This window comes from Nocardia aurea, from assembly GCF_003123685.1.
Classification (GTDB): domain Bacteria; phylum Actinomycetota; class Actinomycetes; order Mycobacteriales; family Mycobacteriaceae; genus Nocardia; species Nocardia aurea.
This window is the reverse complement of record NZ_QCYJ01000021.1, coordinates 126,115-141,279: the sequence shown is the minus strand read 5'-3', so window position 1 is coordinate 141,279 and position 15,165 is coordinate 126,115. Positions and strand designations below refer to the sequence as shown.

Below are 15,165 nucleotides of genomic sequence, written 5' to 3'. Positions count from 1 at the left end.
AATCAGCCAGAGGAGGTGACCATGCGCGATGCGTTCGAACCGTCCGGTTCACTCACCGTTGCCACGGCCCCCGGCTGCCGCCCGCGTCTGTTGCGGGCCGCGCCGGGCATCGAGAGCGCGGCCGAATACCGCGAACAGGGCGGCTACCGCGCCCTGGCCTCGACCACGGATCTGCTCGCCGAGGTCGAACGCAGCGGATTACTCGGCCGGGGCGGGGCGGGGTTCCCGCTCGCGATCAAATTGCGCACGGTGCGCGAAGCCCATCTGCGCGGCGGTGACACCGTCGTGGTCGCCAACGGCGAAGAGGGCGAACCGTCCTCGATCAAGGACAAATGGCTGCTGCGCCACCGCCCGCACCTGATCCTGGACGGACTGCGCCTGGCCGCGGCGGTCGTGGGAGCGCGACGGGCTTTCGTCTACGTCTCCGACCCCGAAGCGGCCGAGCGGATCGAGGCCGCCATCGCCGAGGTCGGCGCTCGAGAGTTCGACGCCCGCGAGCCGGAAGCCGCCGGATTCGGCGAACCCGGCCTCGGTGATGCCGCCGGATTCAGCGGCCCGAGCCCCGGGCAGGCGCCCGAGGCGGTCGGCGGGCGCGGCGCGGGCGCGCTCGACGATCTGGTCGTACGTGTGGTGACGGTCGAGCCCGCCTATGTGGCCGGTGAGGAGACCGCGGCCGTCCAGGCCATCAACGGCGGGCCCGCGCTGCCCAAGGACAAGCCGCCGCGCCCCTTCGAGCAGGGCGTCGCCGGTGTCCCCACCGTGGTGAGCAATGTCGAGACGCTGTCGAACCTGCCGTTCGTCCAGCGCTACGGCGGGCAGGCGTTCCGGTCCGAGGGCACGGCCACCTCGCCGGGAACCTTCCTGGCGACGCTCACCGTCGCCGGACGCGCGCCCGCGCTCTACGAGCTCCCCCACGGTGTCGCGCTCACCGATCTGCTGTCCTGGGAAGGTATTTCGCCCGATGACGTGCGCGGCGCGCTCATGGGCGGCTACTTCGCGGGCATGCTCGACCGCGACGTACTCGGCGCGACGCTGGACCACGCCGCGCTGCGCGCGCTCGGCAGCGGACTCGGATGCGGGGCGATCTCGCTGATCACCTCCGAATGCCCCGTCGCGGTCGCCGCGGCCGTGATGAGCTACTTCGACCGCGAGAACGCCGGACAGTGCGGTTCCTGCTTCAACGGCACCGCCGCCATGGCCGCCGCCCTGAACGCGTTGCGCGACGGCGTCGCGGGCACCGAGGATCTGGCCCGGCTCGAGCGCTGGTCGGTGGTGCTGCGCGGGCGTGGCGCGTGCGGCACCCTCGACGGCGCGACCAACACCGCGGCGACCCTGCTCGCCCGTTTCCCCGCCGAGGTCACCGAGCACCTCGACAATCGTTGTCCGACCTGCCGATCCGGCGCCTACACCGCCGATCGCCCCTTCGCAGTGGAAGCGGTGGCCCACGCATGAGGATCCGACTCGACCGCACCATGTGCGACGGCTTCGGCATCTGCGCCAAACACGCGCCGGAGTACTTCTCGCTCGATGACTGGGGCTACGCCGTCCTGGTCGGCGACGGCGTCATCCCGCCGTCGGACCGCGACGCGGTCATGCGCGCGCTGCTGGACTGCCCGGTGCACGCCATTATCGAAACCCCCGACGCCGCCACGCGCGCCGACGAACCCGCGACCGTCGCACAGACCACGGAGGTATCACGATGAGGATCCACGTCGACACCGTGCTGTGCGAGAGCAACGGCATCTGCGCGGGAATCATCCCCGAGGTGTTCGAGCTCGATGACGACGATCGGCTCGAGCTGCTGCGCGAGGAACTCACCGCGGATATCGAACCGCGGGTGCGCGACGCGGTGGTGCAGTGTCCGCGTCACGCCATTTCCCTCGTGGAATAGCGGTCCCGGCGCGCACCGGGACCATACCGCCGCTCCGGCGCGCGCCACCACTACCGGGGCAGTCCGAGCACCCGCTCGGCGATGATGTTGCGCTGGATCTCCGAGGTACCGCCCGCGATGGTTCCGGCGAAGGTCCGCACGTAGCGGTCGAACCAACCGGCGGCCACGTCCTCGAGATTCAGGGCGCTGCGCCTGCCGGTGACACCGGGATGGGCCAGCCCGTCCGGCCCCGAGGCGTCGAGCGCGGCTTCGGTGGCCCGCTGGGCGGCTTCGGAGCCGAGCAGTTTCAGCACCGACATTCCCGCCACGTCGTCCACGCCGCGCGCGGCCGCGGCCAGCGCGCCGGAGCCGAGCAGGCGCAGCGCGTAGTTGTCCATGATCAGCGTCGCGTATTGATCGGCCTGCACCGGGCCGTCTGGCTCGAATTCGTCCACCAGATTGCCGAGCCGGTCGGCGAAGGCCAGCCACAGCAGCGTGCGTTCGTGTCCGAGCGATCCGGTCGCGACCGCCCACCCCTTGTGCAACTCGCCGACCAGGTTCTCGGCGGGCACCTCGACATCGACGAAGAAGACCTCGTTGAAGTCGAGGTCGTCGCGGTCGCAGACCGAGGCGAAGGGTCGCCGTTGCACCCCGGGCGAATCGGTGGGGATGAGCAGGGCCGAGATGCCACGGTGTTTGACGGCGTCGGGGTCGGTGCGCACGAAGGTCAGCAGGACCTCGGCGTCGTGGGCTCCCGAGGTCCACACCTTCTGACCGTTGACGACGAACCGGTCGCCGTCGAGTACGGCGCGGGTGCGCAGACCGGCCAGGTCCGAACCCGCGCCGGGCTCGCTCATGCCGAGCGAGGCCGTCATATCGCCGCGCAGGATCGGAATCGCCCAGCGCCGTTGCTGTTCGGCGGAACCGAAGGTGATCAGCGAAGCGGCGATGATGCCGAGTCCCTGCGGGTTGAAATTCTCGTAGATGCCACGGCGCGCCAATTCCTCGCGGTGCACGTACTGCTCGATGACCCCGGCGTCGCGGCCGCCGAATTCCGGCGGGTAGCCCGGCGCCAGCCAGCCGTTGTCGAATTGCAGGCGCTGCCAGCGCCGCGCCCATTCGGGGAGGTGGGAGGTCGAGCGGGCCCGTTCGGTCGCCTCCGATTCGTCGGGCAGATGCTCGTCGAGGAAGGCGACGAATTCCGCGCGGAACGCCTCCACGGTCTCGTCGAAAGTCAGTTGCACGATCAAGCCTCGCTCTCGGCGCGTGAGGCTCCGCGGACCGTAGCCCGGGTGCGCTGTCGCCAGTCCGCTACCGTCACGGAGAATGCCCCTCTCAGTCAGAGAGAGTATCACTTACACTATTCGCATGTCCGATATGTGGAGCGACCTTCTCGCGTGCCTGGATCTGAAGGAAATCGCCGTCGACGACGACGCGACCTCGGCCGGAGCCACCGGTGCCCTGTACTACGAGGGCCCCAACCAGCAACTCGAGTACCACCGTATTTTCGGCGGTCAGATCCTGGCGCAGCTGCTGAGCGCCGCGCGTCTGGCCAGCCCCGACAAGACGGTCAAATCGCTGCACACCGTGTTCCCGCGTGAGGGCCGCGCCGATCAGCCGGTGCGCTACGAGGTGATCCGCAGGCACGAGGGCCGTTCCTTCGGCACCCTCGCCATCAACGCCACCCAGGGCGCCGAGGTCGTCGCCTCGGCCGTCGCCTCGATCCACGCCCCGGAGGAAGGGCTGGACCGTCAGACCGTCGACGCGGTCGGCGGTACGGCCGAACAGAGCACGCCTCGCGAATTCGGCCTCATCCCGTGGGAGGTCCGCGCCGACGACGATCTCGACAGCACCGCCACCGGCCCCGCCGAATTCCAATTCTGGATGCGCACACCGGAGGTCGAGCCCACCCTGGCCCCCGCCCTGGCCGCCTACGCCACCGACCTCACCCTGATCGGCACCGCGCTGCGCCCCGTCGAGGGCATCAGCCACGTCGGCAACGGCACCCAGTTCCTGTCCGCGGTCACCTCGCACACGCTGTGGTTCCACCGCCCGCTGCGCACCGACGACTGGCTGCTCGTGCGCCAGCACAGCCCGATCCTGGCCAACGGCAGGGCATTCGGACGCGGTGACGCGCTCACCGAGGACGGCACCCTCGTGGCCTCCTTCGCCCAGGAAGCACTCGTGCGGTTCCGTTCGTGAGCCTTCGGCGCACCAGCGCCCGCCACGCGGGCCCCGATCCGTCACCTTCGAAGGAGGCCGACCGATGACCTACGTCATCACACAGAACTGCTGCAAGGACGCCAGTTGCGTGTCGGCGTGCCCGGTCGACTGCATCCGGCCGAGCGCCACCGACGGGTCGCCGGGCACCCAGATGCTGTTCATCGACCCGGAGACCTGCATCGACTGCGGCGCGTGCGCCGACGAGTGCCCGGTCGACGCGGTCTATTCCGAATTCGACCTCCCCGAGGGCATGGAGCGGTTCCTCGACATCAACGCGGAATACTTCCGGCACAACCCGCTCGAACCGGCGATGATCATGCCGATGACCCGCCCGCCCGCCGTCGACCGGGGCGCGCTGCGCGTCGCGATCGTCGGCGCGGGCCCGGCCGCCTGCTACGCGGCCGCCGAACTGCTCGGCGTCGACGGCGTGGAAGTCGAACTGTTCGAACGGCTTCCGACACCGTTCGGGCTGATCCGGGCAGGCGTCGCCCCCGATCACCAGCGCACCAAATCGGTGGTCAAGATCTTCGAGGGCGCCTTCGGCAACGCCCGGTTCGGCTGCTACCTCAACGTCGAGATCGGGCAGGCGATCACCCACGCGGATCTGCTCGCCAACCACCACGCGGTGATCTACGCGGTCGGCGCGTCCTCCAGCCGTGACCTGGGCATCCCGGGGGACCGACTCCCGGGCCACCACGCCGCCGCGGATTTCGTCGGCTGGTACAACGGGCATCCCGACCACGCGGCACGGGAATTCGATCTGTCCGGGCGGCGCGCGGTCATCATCGGCAACGGCAATGTCGCCCTCGACGTCGCCAGGATGCTGCTGCTCGACACCGACGCGCTCACCGGCACCGATATCGCCGAGCACGCCCTCGCGGCCCTCGCGGGCAGCGAGATCGAGGAGGTGGTCATCCTGGGCCGTCGCGGACCGCGTGACGGCGCGTTCTCCCTCGGTGAGTTTCACGCGCTCGGACATCTGCCGGGCATCGACGTCGTCATCGACGGCGGCGACACCGAGAGCAGGCCCGACGACGACGTGGAGACCAGGCTCAAACTCGATATCGCGCGCGAGTTCGCCGAGCGGACCCCGACGCCGGGTAACAAGCGCATCGTCTTCCGGTTCGACAGCTCGCCGACCGAATTCGTCGGCGAGGACGGGGTGACGGGGTTGCGCGTCGCGCGCACCGGAACCGACGAATCGACCGTCATCGAGACCTCGCTGGTGTTGCGGTCGATCGGCTACCGCGGCTCGGCGGTGGCGGGTCTGCCCTACGACGAGGCGACCGGGACGGTGCCGCACGAGAACGGCAAGGTGATCGGCGCGGACGGCGCCGCGGTCCCCGGCGTGTACGTCACCGGCTGGATCAAACGGGGTCCGCGCGGCGTCATCGGGACCAATCGCGGCTGTGCGGAGGAAACCGTCGCCCAGCTCATCGCCGATTTCGACCGGGGCGCTCTGCACCGTGAGGTCGGCGATCGCGCGGCACTGCGCGGACTGCTGGCCCGACGCGGTGTCGACGCGGTCGACTGGAAGGGCTGGCGGGCCATCGACGCCGCCGAACGCAAGCGTGGCGCCGAGGTGACCCGGCCGCGCGTGAAGTTCATCGATATCGAGGAGATGGTGACCACCGCGCGGGGGTAGCCGAAACGACGATGGCACCGCACCCGTCACCGGGGCGGTGCCATCGTCGTCTCCGGGAATCAGTCGCTGGCGGGCAGCGGCTTGGCCTCTTTGAGCGCCAGCTTGGTCGAGCCCACGCTCAGGCTGCCCGCACCGGCCTTGGTGACCAGCACCTCCGCACCGCTCTCGTCGACGTAGCGCTTGCCCATCACCGTGCCGTCGGCGAATTCGGCGTCGAGCGCCGCGTCCGCGGCCTTCTCGCCGTCGATCGCCACCATGGCGACGCCGCCGGCGCGCAGATCGTCGAGGCTGTCCGACGACTTCACGACGATGACCTCGGTATCGCAGACCTGGCTGCGTAGCCGAGAACCGTTCTTGATCATGATCATCCTTCCTGACCGGTACTACTGACCCGCGCCGCCGACAGCGGCGTCGAGGGTGAGTTCATCGATGAGTTCACGCCGCAGCACCTTGCCGGTCGGCGTCGCGGGCAGGCCGTCCCTGAACACCACCCGATCCGGGGTGCGTGAACCACGCAGTGTGCCACGAACGTAGGTGCGCAGTTCCTCCGGATCCGGATCCGCGCCCTCCTCCGGCACCACGACGGCGACGATGATCTGGCCCCATTCGGCGTCCTCGACGCCGACGACCGCCACCTCGCGCACACCGGGATGCTCCACGAGCACGTCCTCGATCTCGGCGGGCGCGATGTTCTCGCCACCGCGAATGATCGTGTCGTCGGAACGGCCGCCGATGAACAGGTAGCCCTCGGCGTCGAGCACCGCGACATCCTTGGTCGGGAACCACCCGTTCTCGTCGAGCACCGAACCGATGCCGGTGTACTTGCCCGACACCTGCTCACCACGTACGAACAGTTCACCGGGTTCGTCCGGGCCGAGCACCGCGCCGAGTTCGTCGCGGATCTCGACCTCGATGCCCGGGACCGGGCGTCCGACCGAACCGAGCCTGCGCACCACGGCCGGATCGTCGGACGCGCGCGCCGCGCGATGGTCCTCCGGGCCCAATACCGCGATGGTGGAACTGGTCTCGGTCAGGCCGTAGGCGTTGACGAAACCGACCTCGGGCAGCAGTTCCAACGCCGTGCGCACCAGCGGCAGCGGCACCTTGGATCCGCCGTAGGCCAGGTTGCGCAGCGTCGGCAGGGTGGTGCCCGCGCGCTTGATCTCGGTGATGACGCGATCGAGCATGGTCGGCACGACCGTCGCGGTGGTGACGCGTTCGCTGTTGATCAACCGCACCCACTCGGCCGGATCGAAACTGCGCAGGTAGACCATCTTGCGGCCCGCGTACAGATTCGACAGCGCCGCGCCCACACCGGCGACGTGATACGGCGGCACACAGATCAGCGCCACGTCGTCGGGGTCCGCCGAGGCGAAATCGACCGTGCCGGTGATGTAGCTGACCAGGTTGTTGTGCGACAGTTCCACGGCCTTGGGCGCGGAGGTCGTGCCCGAGGTGAACAGCACCACGGCGACGTCGTCGGGCTCGGGCATCTCCGATACCGGATCGGCCGAGGCCGCGGCGTCGAGGAAATCCTCCGAACGCAGCAGGCGGCCCTCGTAGCCGCCGACGCTGTCGACGTAGTCGCTGTCGCAGATCAGCAGCGGATCCTCGAGCCGATCGATCAGCTCGCGCAGTTTCACCCCGCTGAGGCGGTAGTTCAGCGGCGCGAACGACACACCGGCGCGCGCCGACGAGAAGATCAGCAGCGGCAGCAGCGCACCGCCCGTGCCGACGTAGGCGACGGTGCGCGCGCCCGATCCCTGGATGACCCCGGCGCCGCCTTCGGTCAGCGTGTTCAAATGCCCCGCGGTCCACCGCAATTCGTCGGAGACGACCGCGACGCGGTCCGGGGCGCTCGACGCCGCCATGTCCAGCAACAACGAAATGCTCATGCAGTCGCCTCTCAGTGCGCCACCGATCGACATCGCCTCGGCATACCGCTGTCGGCATTCGGCGCGGACCGCCGGTCGATCCGCGTGATAGTGGCATTCTCCTGTTCGGAGAATAACATATGCAAACGAGCGTAACCCGTAGGCCGAAAAGTGCGGGAGCCCGGCATCGGACCAGCGCAAAGGGCGGAGGTGGCATCATGATCAGCACCACGACCGCACCAGGAAAGGCCCGAAAATACCGTGATCCGGGTGATAGCACCGAGCACCGAGGCCGACATCACCGCAGCGGTGCCGTCCGGCCCGGTGATCGCCGTCGGCGTCGATCCCGACGACCCGGAATCATGGTTGGAGCGCGCCACGTTCACCCTGACCGAGAACGAATCGAGCGATCCGCGCCTGGTCACCGTCGACTCCGTCGACAAGACGCTCGAGGAGATCGAGACCCGCTGCGCGCGGTCGCCGCTGGCCGCGACGATCTGTGACGACGTCCTGCGCGCCACCGCGGCCTGCGCCGAACTGTGGCCGGGGCTCGCCCTGGAATCGCTGGCCTACTCGACATTGCAGGCCGGACCCGAATTCCGACGCTGGCTCGACGAACGCGGCCCGAAACGCGTACCGGAGGAAACCACCGAGGCGGTGCTGTGCTCACGCAGCGGCGACACCCTCGAGATCTCGTTCAACCGTCCGCGTCGGCACAACGCCTTCGACAATCGCACCAGGGCCGGACTGCTCGACGCGCTGACGGTGGCCAGGCTGGACCCCTCCGTGCGCGCGGTCCACCTGCGCGGCGCGGGACCGTCGTTCTGTAGCGGCGGCGATCTCGCGGAATTCGGCACCTTCGTCGACCCGGCGGCTTCGCACGTGGCGCGGACCAGGCACAGCCCGGCGCAGGCGATCGACGAATTGACCCGCAGGCTCGGGCCCGAGTGCCGGGCCTTCGTGCACGGCCGCGTCCTGGGCAGCGGACTGGAGATGGCCTCGTTCTTCGGCACCGTGCGCGCCCACCCCGACACGGTATTCGGCCTCCCCGAACTCGAGCTCGGCCTGATCCCCGGCGCGGGCGGCACGGTGAGCGTCACCCGTAGAATCGGGCGCTGGCGCACGGCGTACCTGGTGCTGACCGGCCGCACGATCACGGCGACGACGGCACTCGAGTGGGGTCTGATCGATGAGATCGGCGACTGATCCGATGACGGGCGGTACCGGCGGACCGCCCCGGGGGCGCGCCCCCGGCGACGCGCAGCCGAAGGTCCGCTCCGGCGACTCCGATCCGAACGCCGAGCGCGACGCCGCGGCCTGCCCGCCGGGCAACGACACCGTCGACCCGGTCGAGGCCGCCGCGCTGTGGGCGAGTAGCGGGCTCGCGTGGCTGACGGGGACACCCGACGGGACACCCGAGTTCTCGCGCGCCCCGGTCCTGACACGAGCGCTGGAGGTCGGGCGGCGGATCACCACGACGACCGCTGTCACGATCGATGTGCCGAATCTCCTGGCGGGCCGCGCCGCCCTGCTCGGACTGCGACGCCGGGGCGATATGTCCGCGGGCGGGGCGACCGCGCTGTCGGCCGCGCGCGAGGGGTGGTGCGCGCTGACGCTCTCGCGGGCGGTCGATGTGGAGACCGTGCCCGCGCTGCTGGAATCCGACGCGGTCGAATCCGATCCGTGGCCCGCGATTCGGGAGTGGGCGGCGCGACGTCCGGCCGAGGAGATCACCGAACGCGCCCGACTCCTCGGCCTGCCCGCCGCGACACTCGGTGAAACCGCCCCGGCCGCACCGCGTATCCGCCGCGCGGGACAGCGCGGACCCGCGCGCGAGGTCGCCGGATGCCTCGTGGTCGATCTGACGTCGATGTGGGCCGGACCGCTGTGCGGCCGACTGCTCGCCGAGGCGGGCGCGACGGTGGTCAAAGTCGAGAGTCCGCGCCGCCCCGACGGCACCCGTGGCGGTGCCCCGGCCTTCTTCGACTGGATGAACGGCGAAAAGCTCTGCTGGGCAGCCGATCTGGACACCGACGCCGATTCGCTGCGCGCTCTGCTCACGGTCGCCGACATCGTGCTGGAGGGTTCACGGCCCGCCGCGCTCGAACGGCGCGGTCTCGGACCGCACGATATCCCCGCGCGTCCCGGCCGGGTCTGGCTCCGGATCACCGGCCACGGGACGGAAGGCCCCGCGGCCGATCACGTGGCTTTCGGGGACGACGCCGCGGTGTCGGGTGGGTTGGTCGGCGGCGCGCCGCGTCGGCCCGTTTTCTGCGGCGACGCGATCGCCGATCCGCTCACCGGACTCGAGGCCGCCGCGGCGGTGCTCGATTCGCTCGGACGCGGCGGCGGCGAACTCGTCGAACTGTCCATGGCCGCCGTCGCCGCGACCTACGCGGCACTGCCGCGCGCACCGCGTGATTCGACGTTCCCCGTGCTCGCACCGGCCCGACCGACCGATATCGGACCGCGCGCGGGCGCCGTCGGCGCGGATACCGACATCGTGCGACGACTGGTCGCCGACAGGCTCGCGGCGTGCTGATCCAGCGCGCCACCCTTCTCGACGGCAGGCGCGTCGATCTGCGGGTCGGCGCGAGGATCGTCGCCATGGACGAACGGTTGTCACCGGAGCGCGGCGAAGAGGTCTTCGACGCGGCGGGCGGCGCGGTCGTGCCCGGTCTGCACGACCACCACGTCCATCTCCGCTCGACCGCGGCGGCGCAGACCTCGGCGCGGGTCGGTCCGCCGTGGACGAACGATCCCGAGAGTTTCGCCGTCGCGCTGCGCACCGCCACCCCCGATGTCGACGGCTGGATCCGGGCCGTGGGCTATCACGAATCCGTCGCGGGCGATATCGACCGTCGAGCGCTGGACGCGATCGAATCCCGCAGGCCGATGCGGGTCCAGCACCGCAGCGGCGCGTTGTGGATCGTGAACTCCCCCGGTCTGGGCGCGCTCGGGATGCCGGACCATCCGGACGGCAGGCTGTTCCGCGTCGACACCGACCCCGGGCACACCCTGCCCCCGGTCGAGCATCGTCTGTCCCGACTCGGCGCGACACTGTCGGGATGGGGCGTCACCGGTGTCACCGACGCGACTCCCGGCCAGAGCCAGGCCGATATCGACGCGCTCGCCGCCGCGCATCACAGCGGCGAACTGCCGCAACGACCGCACAGCCTGGCGGCGCTGGGCGTCATCGCGGTGCCCGGGGTGACGATCGGTCCGGTCAAGATCATCCTCGACGACGAGACCCTCGATCTCGACGATCTCACCGACCGGGCCGCGCGCTGTCATCGCGCCGATCGCGGTATCGCCGTGCACTGCGTGACCGAAAGCCAACTGGCGGTGACCGTCGCGGCGTTGGAGGCGGCGGGCCACGACCCGCGCGACCGCATCGAACACGGCGCGCTGATCCACGACGACTACCTCGACGTGCTGGCCGAACTGGGCGTGACGGTGGTGACCCAGCCGAATTTCGTGGCCGAGCGCGGCGACGCCTATCTGCGCGACATTCCCGTGCGGGACCATCCGATGCTGTGGCGGGTCGCCTCACTGCTCGACCGGGGCGTCCGGCTCGCGCTGTCCACCGATATGCCGTTCGGGGACGGCGATCCGTGGGCCGCCATGCGCGCCGCCGTGCACCGCCGGACCGTCGGGGGCGAGATTCTCGGACCCGCCGAACGGATTTCGGCCGAGCGGGCGCTGGCACTCTTCTGCGGGTCCGCGCAGCGCCCCGACCTGGCGCGGCGCGTCGAAGTGGGCCAGCCGGGTGATCTGTGCGTGCTCACGGCGGCGCCCGCGCAGGCGCTGGCCGAACTCGCGTCGGACATGGTCGCGCTGACCGTCGTCGGCGGGCACGCGACCTACCGCTTCGATGCGACGAGCACCGACGCACGGTGACGGCTCGGGCGACCGAAACCACCGTCAGACGTTTAGATCGGAATGATATTCGCGAAAATGAGAAATGCCATTTCCGCATGTCAGAATGCAAATCTAGAGCATTCCGTATGGAAATTTATGACCGGAATCACCACGAAGTGGTAACGTCATTCTCGTCAAAGTTGACACGACGGACCGATCCGTAGCCCGCACGGGCGCACGCCCGCAGCCCGGGAATTCGCGATCCGTCACGATGTCGAGGGACCGACGATGCAACCACTCACCGACCATGCTCTCGACCCACCCGGCACGCGTGGCGCCGAATCGGACGAGACCGCGGCGCCCACGGAATCCGATTCGCGCACACTGCTTCTGGCACTGGAAGAGGCCGAGGCAGAAGCCGAGGCGGCCGAAGCCGCCGCCGAGGCGGCCCGCGCTCGCGCCCACGCCGCGCGATTGCGGCGACACGCGGGTGTGACCTCCGCGCCGAAGGGCCGACGCGAAGCGGATACCGGGAACGGTCGAACCGAGGCCGACGCGCCAGACCACGTCGTCGTACCGGCGCCGACGGATCGAGCCGACAGCGCCGACACCGAATCCCAAGTGGCGAGCGAACTCTCGTCGGACACGCCTCCCGGCGACGCGGTCTCCGCGTCCGAGAGCGGCACGGAAACCGCCGACACCACCGCACGGTCCGATATCGCGGACACGACGAACCCCGCCGCGACCACCGGGGCGGATCCGGTCGACATCACGATCGAGAAGGCCGCCGCCCCGTCCGACGACATCGCGCTCGTCGACCCGGAGACCGCGGCCGCGGCACCATCGCCGACCGAGAGCCCGGACGTGGCGACCCGCCCGCGCCGTCGACGCGTCGCCGTCGTGACGGCGGCCGTGGCAGTGGTCGTCGTCGCCCTCGCCGCCAGCGGATTCTTCGTGTGGAATCACCACACCGCGTCCGAGGAACATCGCCGGACCGCGGAATTCAGCGCGGCGGCACGGCAGGGTGTCGTCGCACTGACCACCCTGGATTTCAATCGCGCGGCCGAGGACGTGCAGCGCGTGCTCGACAATTCCACCGGTTCCTTCCGTGAGGACTTCAGCAGCCGCGCAGACGATTTCACCAATGTCATCCGGCAGTCACAGGTGGCGACCGAGGGGACGGTCAACGGTGTCGCGGTCGAGTCCATGACCGACGACACCGCGGTGGTACTGGTCGCGGCGACCTCGCGGGTGACCAATTCCGCCGGCGCCGAGCAGGAACCCCGCGCATGGCGACTCAGCGTCACAGTGACGCGAGTGGACGGTCAGATCAAGATGTCGAAAGTCGAGTTCGTACCGTGATCGCACGTATAGTCGGCCGGCTCCGCGCCGAGCCCTGGATGGTTCTGCTCACGCTCGCGGTCCTCGTTTCGGTGGCCACCGCGACCACCCTGGCGATTCGGCAGTACCAGCCGGACCGCGAGACCGGCGAGGACGCCGCGCGAGCGGCCGTCGCCGCCGCCTCCGAAGGCACCGTCGCCCTGCTGTCGTACGGGCCGAACACCCTCGACCGCGATTTCGCGTCGGCGAAGGGCCATCTCACCGGCGACTTCCTGACCTACTATTCGCAGTTCACCCAGCAGATCGTCGCGCCCGCGGCGAAACAGAAATCGGTCGAGACCACCGCCGCCGTGGTCCGCGCCGCGGTCTCGGACCTGAAGCCGGATTCGGCGGTGGTGCTGGTCTTCATCAATCAGACGACCACGAGTGCGGACAAACCCGATCCGGCCATGGCCGCGAGCAGTGTGCGGGTTTCGCTGACCAAGGTCGACGACGACTGGCGCATCTCGTCCTTCGATCCGGTGTAGCGGCAACCGCGTTCTCGCTCCTGGACCACGTGTTCTCCCCGGACACGCGCGGTAGGCGACCCTGCGCACCGAAAGAACTCAGTTCTCGGATAGGCAAGGCTGTCCTACACTGAGTTATGCCCGATATGTGGAGCGACCTGCTGACCTGCTTCGACCTCCGTCTCCGACCGACGACCCCGTCGGCGCAGGACGGCGGTCGGCCGGAACCGCCCCCGGCCCGGCGCAGCACGCTGACCGTCTTCGAGGCGCCCTGTCAGCAGATCGAGCATCACCGGCTGTTCGGCGGGCAGCTGCTCGGACAGTTCGTCCGGGCCGCGACCCGCGCGTGTCCGTCGAAGGTCGTGAAATCCCTGCACGTGCTGTTCGCCAACGAGGGCAAGAGCGACTCCCCCGTGTACTACATCGTGCAGCGCCAGCAGGAGGGCCGGACATACGCCTCGCTGACGATCACCGCACGACAGAAACGCGACGTCATCGCCACCGCCATGGTGTCGATGCATGTCGGCGAGGAGGGCCGGGAACACCAGACCGTCGACGGTATCCCCGCCCTGCCCGGCCCCGAACACCGCCGCGACATCCCGCTGATGCCGTGGGAGACACGGGCGACGAGCGACCTCGATTCCCCCGAGGTCGGCCCGCCCGACTACGAACTCTGGATGCGCACACCGGGCGTCGAGGACGATCTGAATCCGGCGATCCTGGCCTACGCGACCGACCTCAGCCCGATCGGCACGGCACTGCGCCCGCTCGACGGAATCGGTCAGGCGGGTAACGGCACCGACTTCACCTCGGCGACCATCACGCATTCGGTCTGGTTCCACCGCGAGGTGCGCGTCGACGACTGGCTGCTCCTGCGGCACCACAGCCCGCTGGTCGCGCACGGTCGCTGCTTCGGGCGGGGCGATATCCTGACCGAGGACGGCACCTTGGTAGCGTCGTTCGCGCAAGAGGGCTTGCTACGTTTCCGACCCTCGTGACGAACAAGAAGAGAACATAATTCTCGATTTTGTAAGGCTAAATCTCAAAAACCTCGAAACGCCTGCAATGTGCGCAACAATCTTGGCACGTTCTCCGGTACAGTGCAATCATGTTCTCTCAGCATGACAGCGGGTCGGTAGCCCGGTGACCAGCGCCAGTGAAGAGCCGGCCTGGAAGCAGCGCGCCGTCGAGCGGTCCATCCGGACCGCGAAACTCCGTGCCGAACAGCGCGTCCAGCGCTTCCTCGACGCGGCGCAGGCGATCATCACCGAGAAGGGCACGACGGATTTCACCGTTCAAGAGGTCGTCGACCGCTCCAAGCAGTCGCTGCGCAGCTTCTACCTGCAATTCGACGGTAAACACGAACTTCTGCTCGCGCTGTTCGAAGACGCGCTGAGCCGCGCCGCCGAGCAGATCCGCGCCGCCGCCTCGGGCCAGAACGACCCCTACGACCGGCTCGAGATCGCCGTCCGTCTGCTGTTCGAGCTGTGCCGCCCCGATCCCACCGCGCAGCGCCCGCTGTTCACCGATTTCGCGCCGCAGCTGCTGGTCACCCATCCCGCGCAGGTCAAGATCGCGCACGCGCCGTTGCTCGCACTGCTGGCAGAACTGCTCTCCGAAGCGGATTCCGACGGCAAACTGCGTTCGAACGTCAACGCCCGCCGGATGGCCGCGATGGTGATGCAAACCGTCATGTTCACCGCCCAGTCCACCGGCGCGGAGGACGAGGAAACGCTCAACCCGATCACCGCGGACGAGGTGTGGAACTTCTGCGCGCTCGGCTTCGCGGGCAAGCTCTGAGGAGAATTTAATTCTCACACCGTGAGAATGGACCTACACTCGGGG

At 69.3% G+C, this 15,165-nt stretch carries 15 protein-coding genes; 12 read left to right on the top strand and 3 right to left on the bottom strand.

What is annotated here, in order from left to right:
- Nucleotides 1-21: 21 nt before the first annotated feature.
- The 3 genes from DAT37_RS08265 to DAT37_RS08255 are packed head-to-tail and all read left to right on the top strand — an operon-like array spanning nucleotide 22 to nucleotide 1,891.
- Nucleotides 22-1,452 (top strand): NADH-ubiquinone oxidoreductase-F iron-sulfur binding region domain-containing protein, encoded by a 1,431-nt coding sequence (locus DAT37_RS08265; RefSeq protein WP_157978358.1) that lies wholly within the window; start codon nucleotides 22-24, stop codon nucleotides 1,450-1,452.
- On the top strand, nucleotides 1,449-1,703 hold the full coding sequence (locus DAT37_RS08260) for a ferredoxin (RefSeq protein WP_109524120.1): 255 nt from the start codon (nucleotides 1,449-1,451) through the stop codon (nucleotides 1,701-1,703). The genes DAT37_RS08265 and DAT37_RS08260 overlap by 4 nt, the downstream gene beginning before the upstream one ends.
- Nucleotides 1,694-1,891 (top strand): ferredoxin, encoded by a 198-nt coding sequence (locus DAT37_RS08255; protein WP_109524119.1) that lies wholly within the window; start codon nucleotides 1,694-1,696, stop codon nucleotides 1,889-1,891. The genes DAT37_RS08260 and DAT37_RS08255 overlap by 10 nt, the downstream gene beginning before the upstream one ends.
- A 50-nt stretch (nucleotides 1,892-1,941) precedes the next feature.
- Here the strand turns inward: DAT37_RS08255 and DAT37_RS08250 are convergent, their stop codons facing one another.
- The gene (locus DAT37_RS08250) at nucleotides 1,942-3,114 is read right to left on the bottom strand and encodes an acyl-CoA dehydrogenase family protein (protein WP_109524468.1); all 1,173 of its coding nucleotides are present in this window, start codon (nucleotides 3,112-3,114) and stop codon (nucleotides 1,942-1,944) included.
- 124 nt (nucleotides 3,115-3,238) lie between these two features.
- On the opposite strand from DAT37_RS08250, the gene DAT37_RS08245 reads away from it, so the two are divergent.
- Complete coding sequence (locus tag DAT37_RS08245; protein ID WP_109524118.1) at nucleotides 3,239-4,072, top strand: acyl-CoA thioesterase; 834 nt, start codon at nucleotides 3,239-3,241, stop codon at nucleotides 4,070-4,072.
- Between the two features lie 64 nt (nucleotides 4,073-4,136).
- On the top strand, nucleotides 4,137-5,738 hold the full coding sequence (locus tag DAT37_RS08240) for an FAD-dependent oxidoreductase (RefSeq protein WP_109524117.1): 1,602 nt from the start codon (nucleotides 4,137-4,139) through the stop codon (nucleotides 5,736-5,738).
- Nucleotides 5,739-5,797: 59 nt separating this feature from the next.
- On the opposite strand, the gene DAT37_RS08235 is transcribed toward DAT37_RS08240, so the two are convergent.
- Both DAT37_RS08235 and DAT37_RS08230 read right to left on the bottom strand, forming a co-directional pair.
- Nucleotides 5,798-6,100 (bottom strand): hypothetical protein, encoded by a 303-nt coding sequence (locus DAT37_RS08235; RefSeq protein ID WP_109524467.1) that lies wholly within the window; start codon nucleotides 6,098-6,100, stop codon nucleotides 5,798-5,800.
- A 21-nt stretch (nucleotides 6,101-6,121) separates the two neighbouring features.
- Nucleotides 6,122-7,633, bottom strand: a complete 1,512-nt coding sequence (locus tag DAT37_RS08230) for a class I adenylate-forming enzyme family protein (RefSeq protein ID WP_109524466.1) — start codon at nucleotides 7,631-7,633, stop codon at nucleotides 6,122-6,124.
- Between the two features lie 240 nt (nucleotides 7,634-7,873).
- Between DAT37_RS08230 and DAT37_RS08225 the strand changes: the two genes are divergently transcribed.
- From DAT37_RS08225 to DAT37_RS08195, 7 genes are all read left to right on the top strand, one after another.
- Nucleotides 7,874-8,818, top strand: a complete 945-nt coding sequence (locus DAT37_RS08225) for an enoyl-CoA hydratase/isomerase family protein (RefSeq protein WP_109524116.1) — start codon at nucleotides 7,874-7,876, stop codon at nucleotides 8,816-8,818.
- Complete coding sequence (locus tag DAT37_RS08220) at nucleotides 8,802-10,154, top strand: CoA transferase (protein WP_232839589.1); 1,353 nt, start codon at nucleotides 8,802-8,804, stop codon at nucleotides 10,152-10,154. The genes DAT37_RS08225 and DAT37_RS08220 overlap by 17 nt, the downstream gene beginning before the upstream one ends.
- On the top strand, nucleotides 10,148-11,512 hold the full coding sequence (locus tag DAT37_RS08215; RefSeq protein WP_109524114.1) for an amidohydrolase family protein: 1,365 nt from the start codon (nucleotides 10,148-10,150) through the stop codon (nucleotides 11,510-11,512). Before DAT37_RS08220 ends, DAT37_RS08215 begins: the two co-directional genes overlap by 7 nt.
- 249 nt (nucleotides 11,513-11,761) lie before the next feature.
- The gene (locus DAT37_RS08210; RefSeq protein ID WP_232839588.1) at nucleotides 11,762-12,835 is read left to right on the top strand and encodes a hypothetical protein; all 1,074 of its coding nucleotides are present in this window, start codon (nucleotides 11,762-11,764) and stop codon (nucleotides 12,833-12,835) included.
- Nucleotides 12,763-13,341 carry a twin-arginine translocation pathway signal gene (locus DAT37_RS08205; RefSeq protein WP_408637379.1) on the top strand — a complete coding sequence of 193 codons (579 nt, stop codon included), beginning with the start codon at nucleotides 12,763-12,765 and terminating at the stop codon, nucleotides 13,339-13,341. The genes DAT37_RS08210 and DAT37_RS08205 overlap by 73 nt, the downstream gene beginning before the upstream one ends.
- A 116-nt stretch (nucleotides 13,342-13,457) precedes the next feature.
- Entirely contained in the window at nucleotides 13,458-14,318 is an 861-nt protein-coding gene (locus tag DAT37_RS08200; protein ID WP_109524112.1) for an acyl-CoA thioesterase, read from the top strand.
- 145 nt (nucleotides 14,319-14,463) lie between these two features.
- On the top strand, nucleotides 14,464-15,120 hold the full coding sequence (locus tag DAT37_RS08195; RefSeq protein ID WP_109524111.1) for a TetR/AcrR family transcriptional regulator: 657 nt from the start codon (nucleotides 14,464-14,466) through the stop codon (nucleotides 15,118-15,120).
- The last annotated feature ends 45 nt before the right edge of the window (nucleotides 15,121-15,165 follow it).

Coding starts and splice junctions, on each gene's coding strand:
- DAT37_RS08230 (WP_109524466.1), bottom strand. CDS start 7,633: ATGAGCATTTCGTTGTTGCTGGACATGGCGGCGTCGAGCGCCCCGGAC.
- DAT37_RS08205 (WP_408637379.1), top strand. CDS start 12,763: ATGGCGACTCAGCGTCACAGTGACGCGAGTGGACGGTCAGATCAAGAT.
- DAT37_RS08200 (WP_109524112.1), top strand. CDS start 13,458: ATGCCCGATATGTGGAGCGACCTGCTGACCTGCTTCGACCTCCGTCTC.
- DAT37_RS08245 (WP_109524118.1), top strand. CDS start 3,239: ATGTCCGATATGTGGAGCGACCTTCTCGCGTGCCTGGATCTGAAGGAA.
- DAT37_RS08220 (WP_232839589.1), top strand. CDS start 8,802: ATGAGATCGGCGACTGATCCGATGACGGGCGGTACCGGCGGACCGCCC.
- DAT37_RS08260 (WP_109524120.1), top strand. CDS start 1,449: ATGAGGATCCGACTCGACCGCACCATGTGCGACGGCTTCGGCATCTGC.
- DAT37_RS08210 (WP_232839588.1), top strand. CDS start 11,762: ATGCAACCACTCACCGACCATGCTCTCGACCCACCCGGCACGCGTGGC.
- DAT37_RS08235 (WP_109524467.1), bottom strand. CDS start 6,100: ATGATCAAGAACGGTTCTCGGCTACGCAGCCAGGTCTGCGATACCGAG.
- DAT37_RS08240 (WP_109524117.1), top strand. CDS start 4,137: ATGACCTACGTCATCACACAGAACTGCTGCAAGGACGCCAGTTGCGTG.
- DAT37_RS08265 (WP_157978358.1), top strand. CDS start 22: ATGCGCGATGCGTTCGAACCGTCCGGTTCACTCACCGTTGCCACGGCC.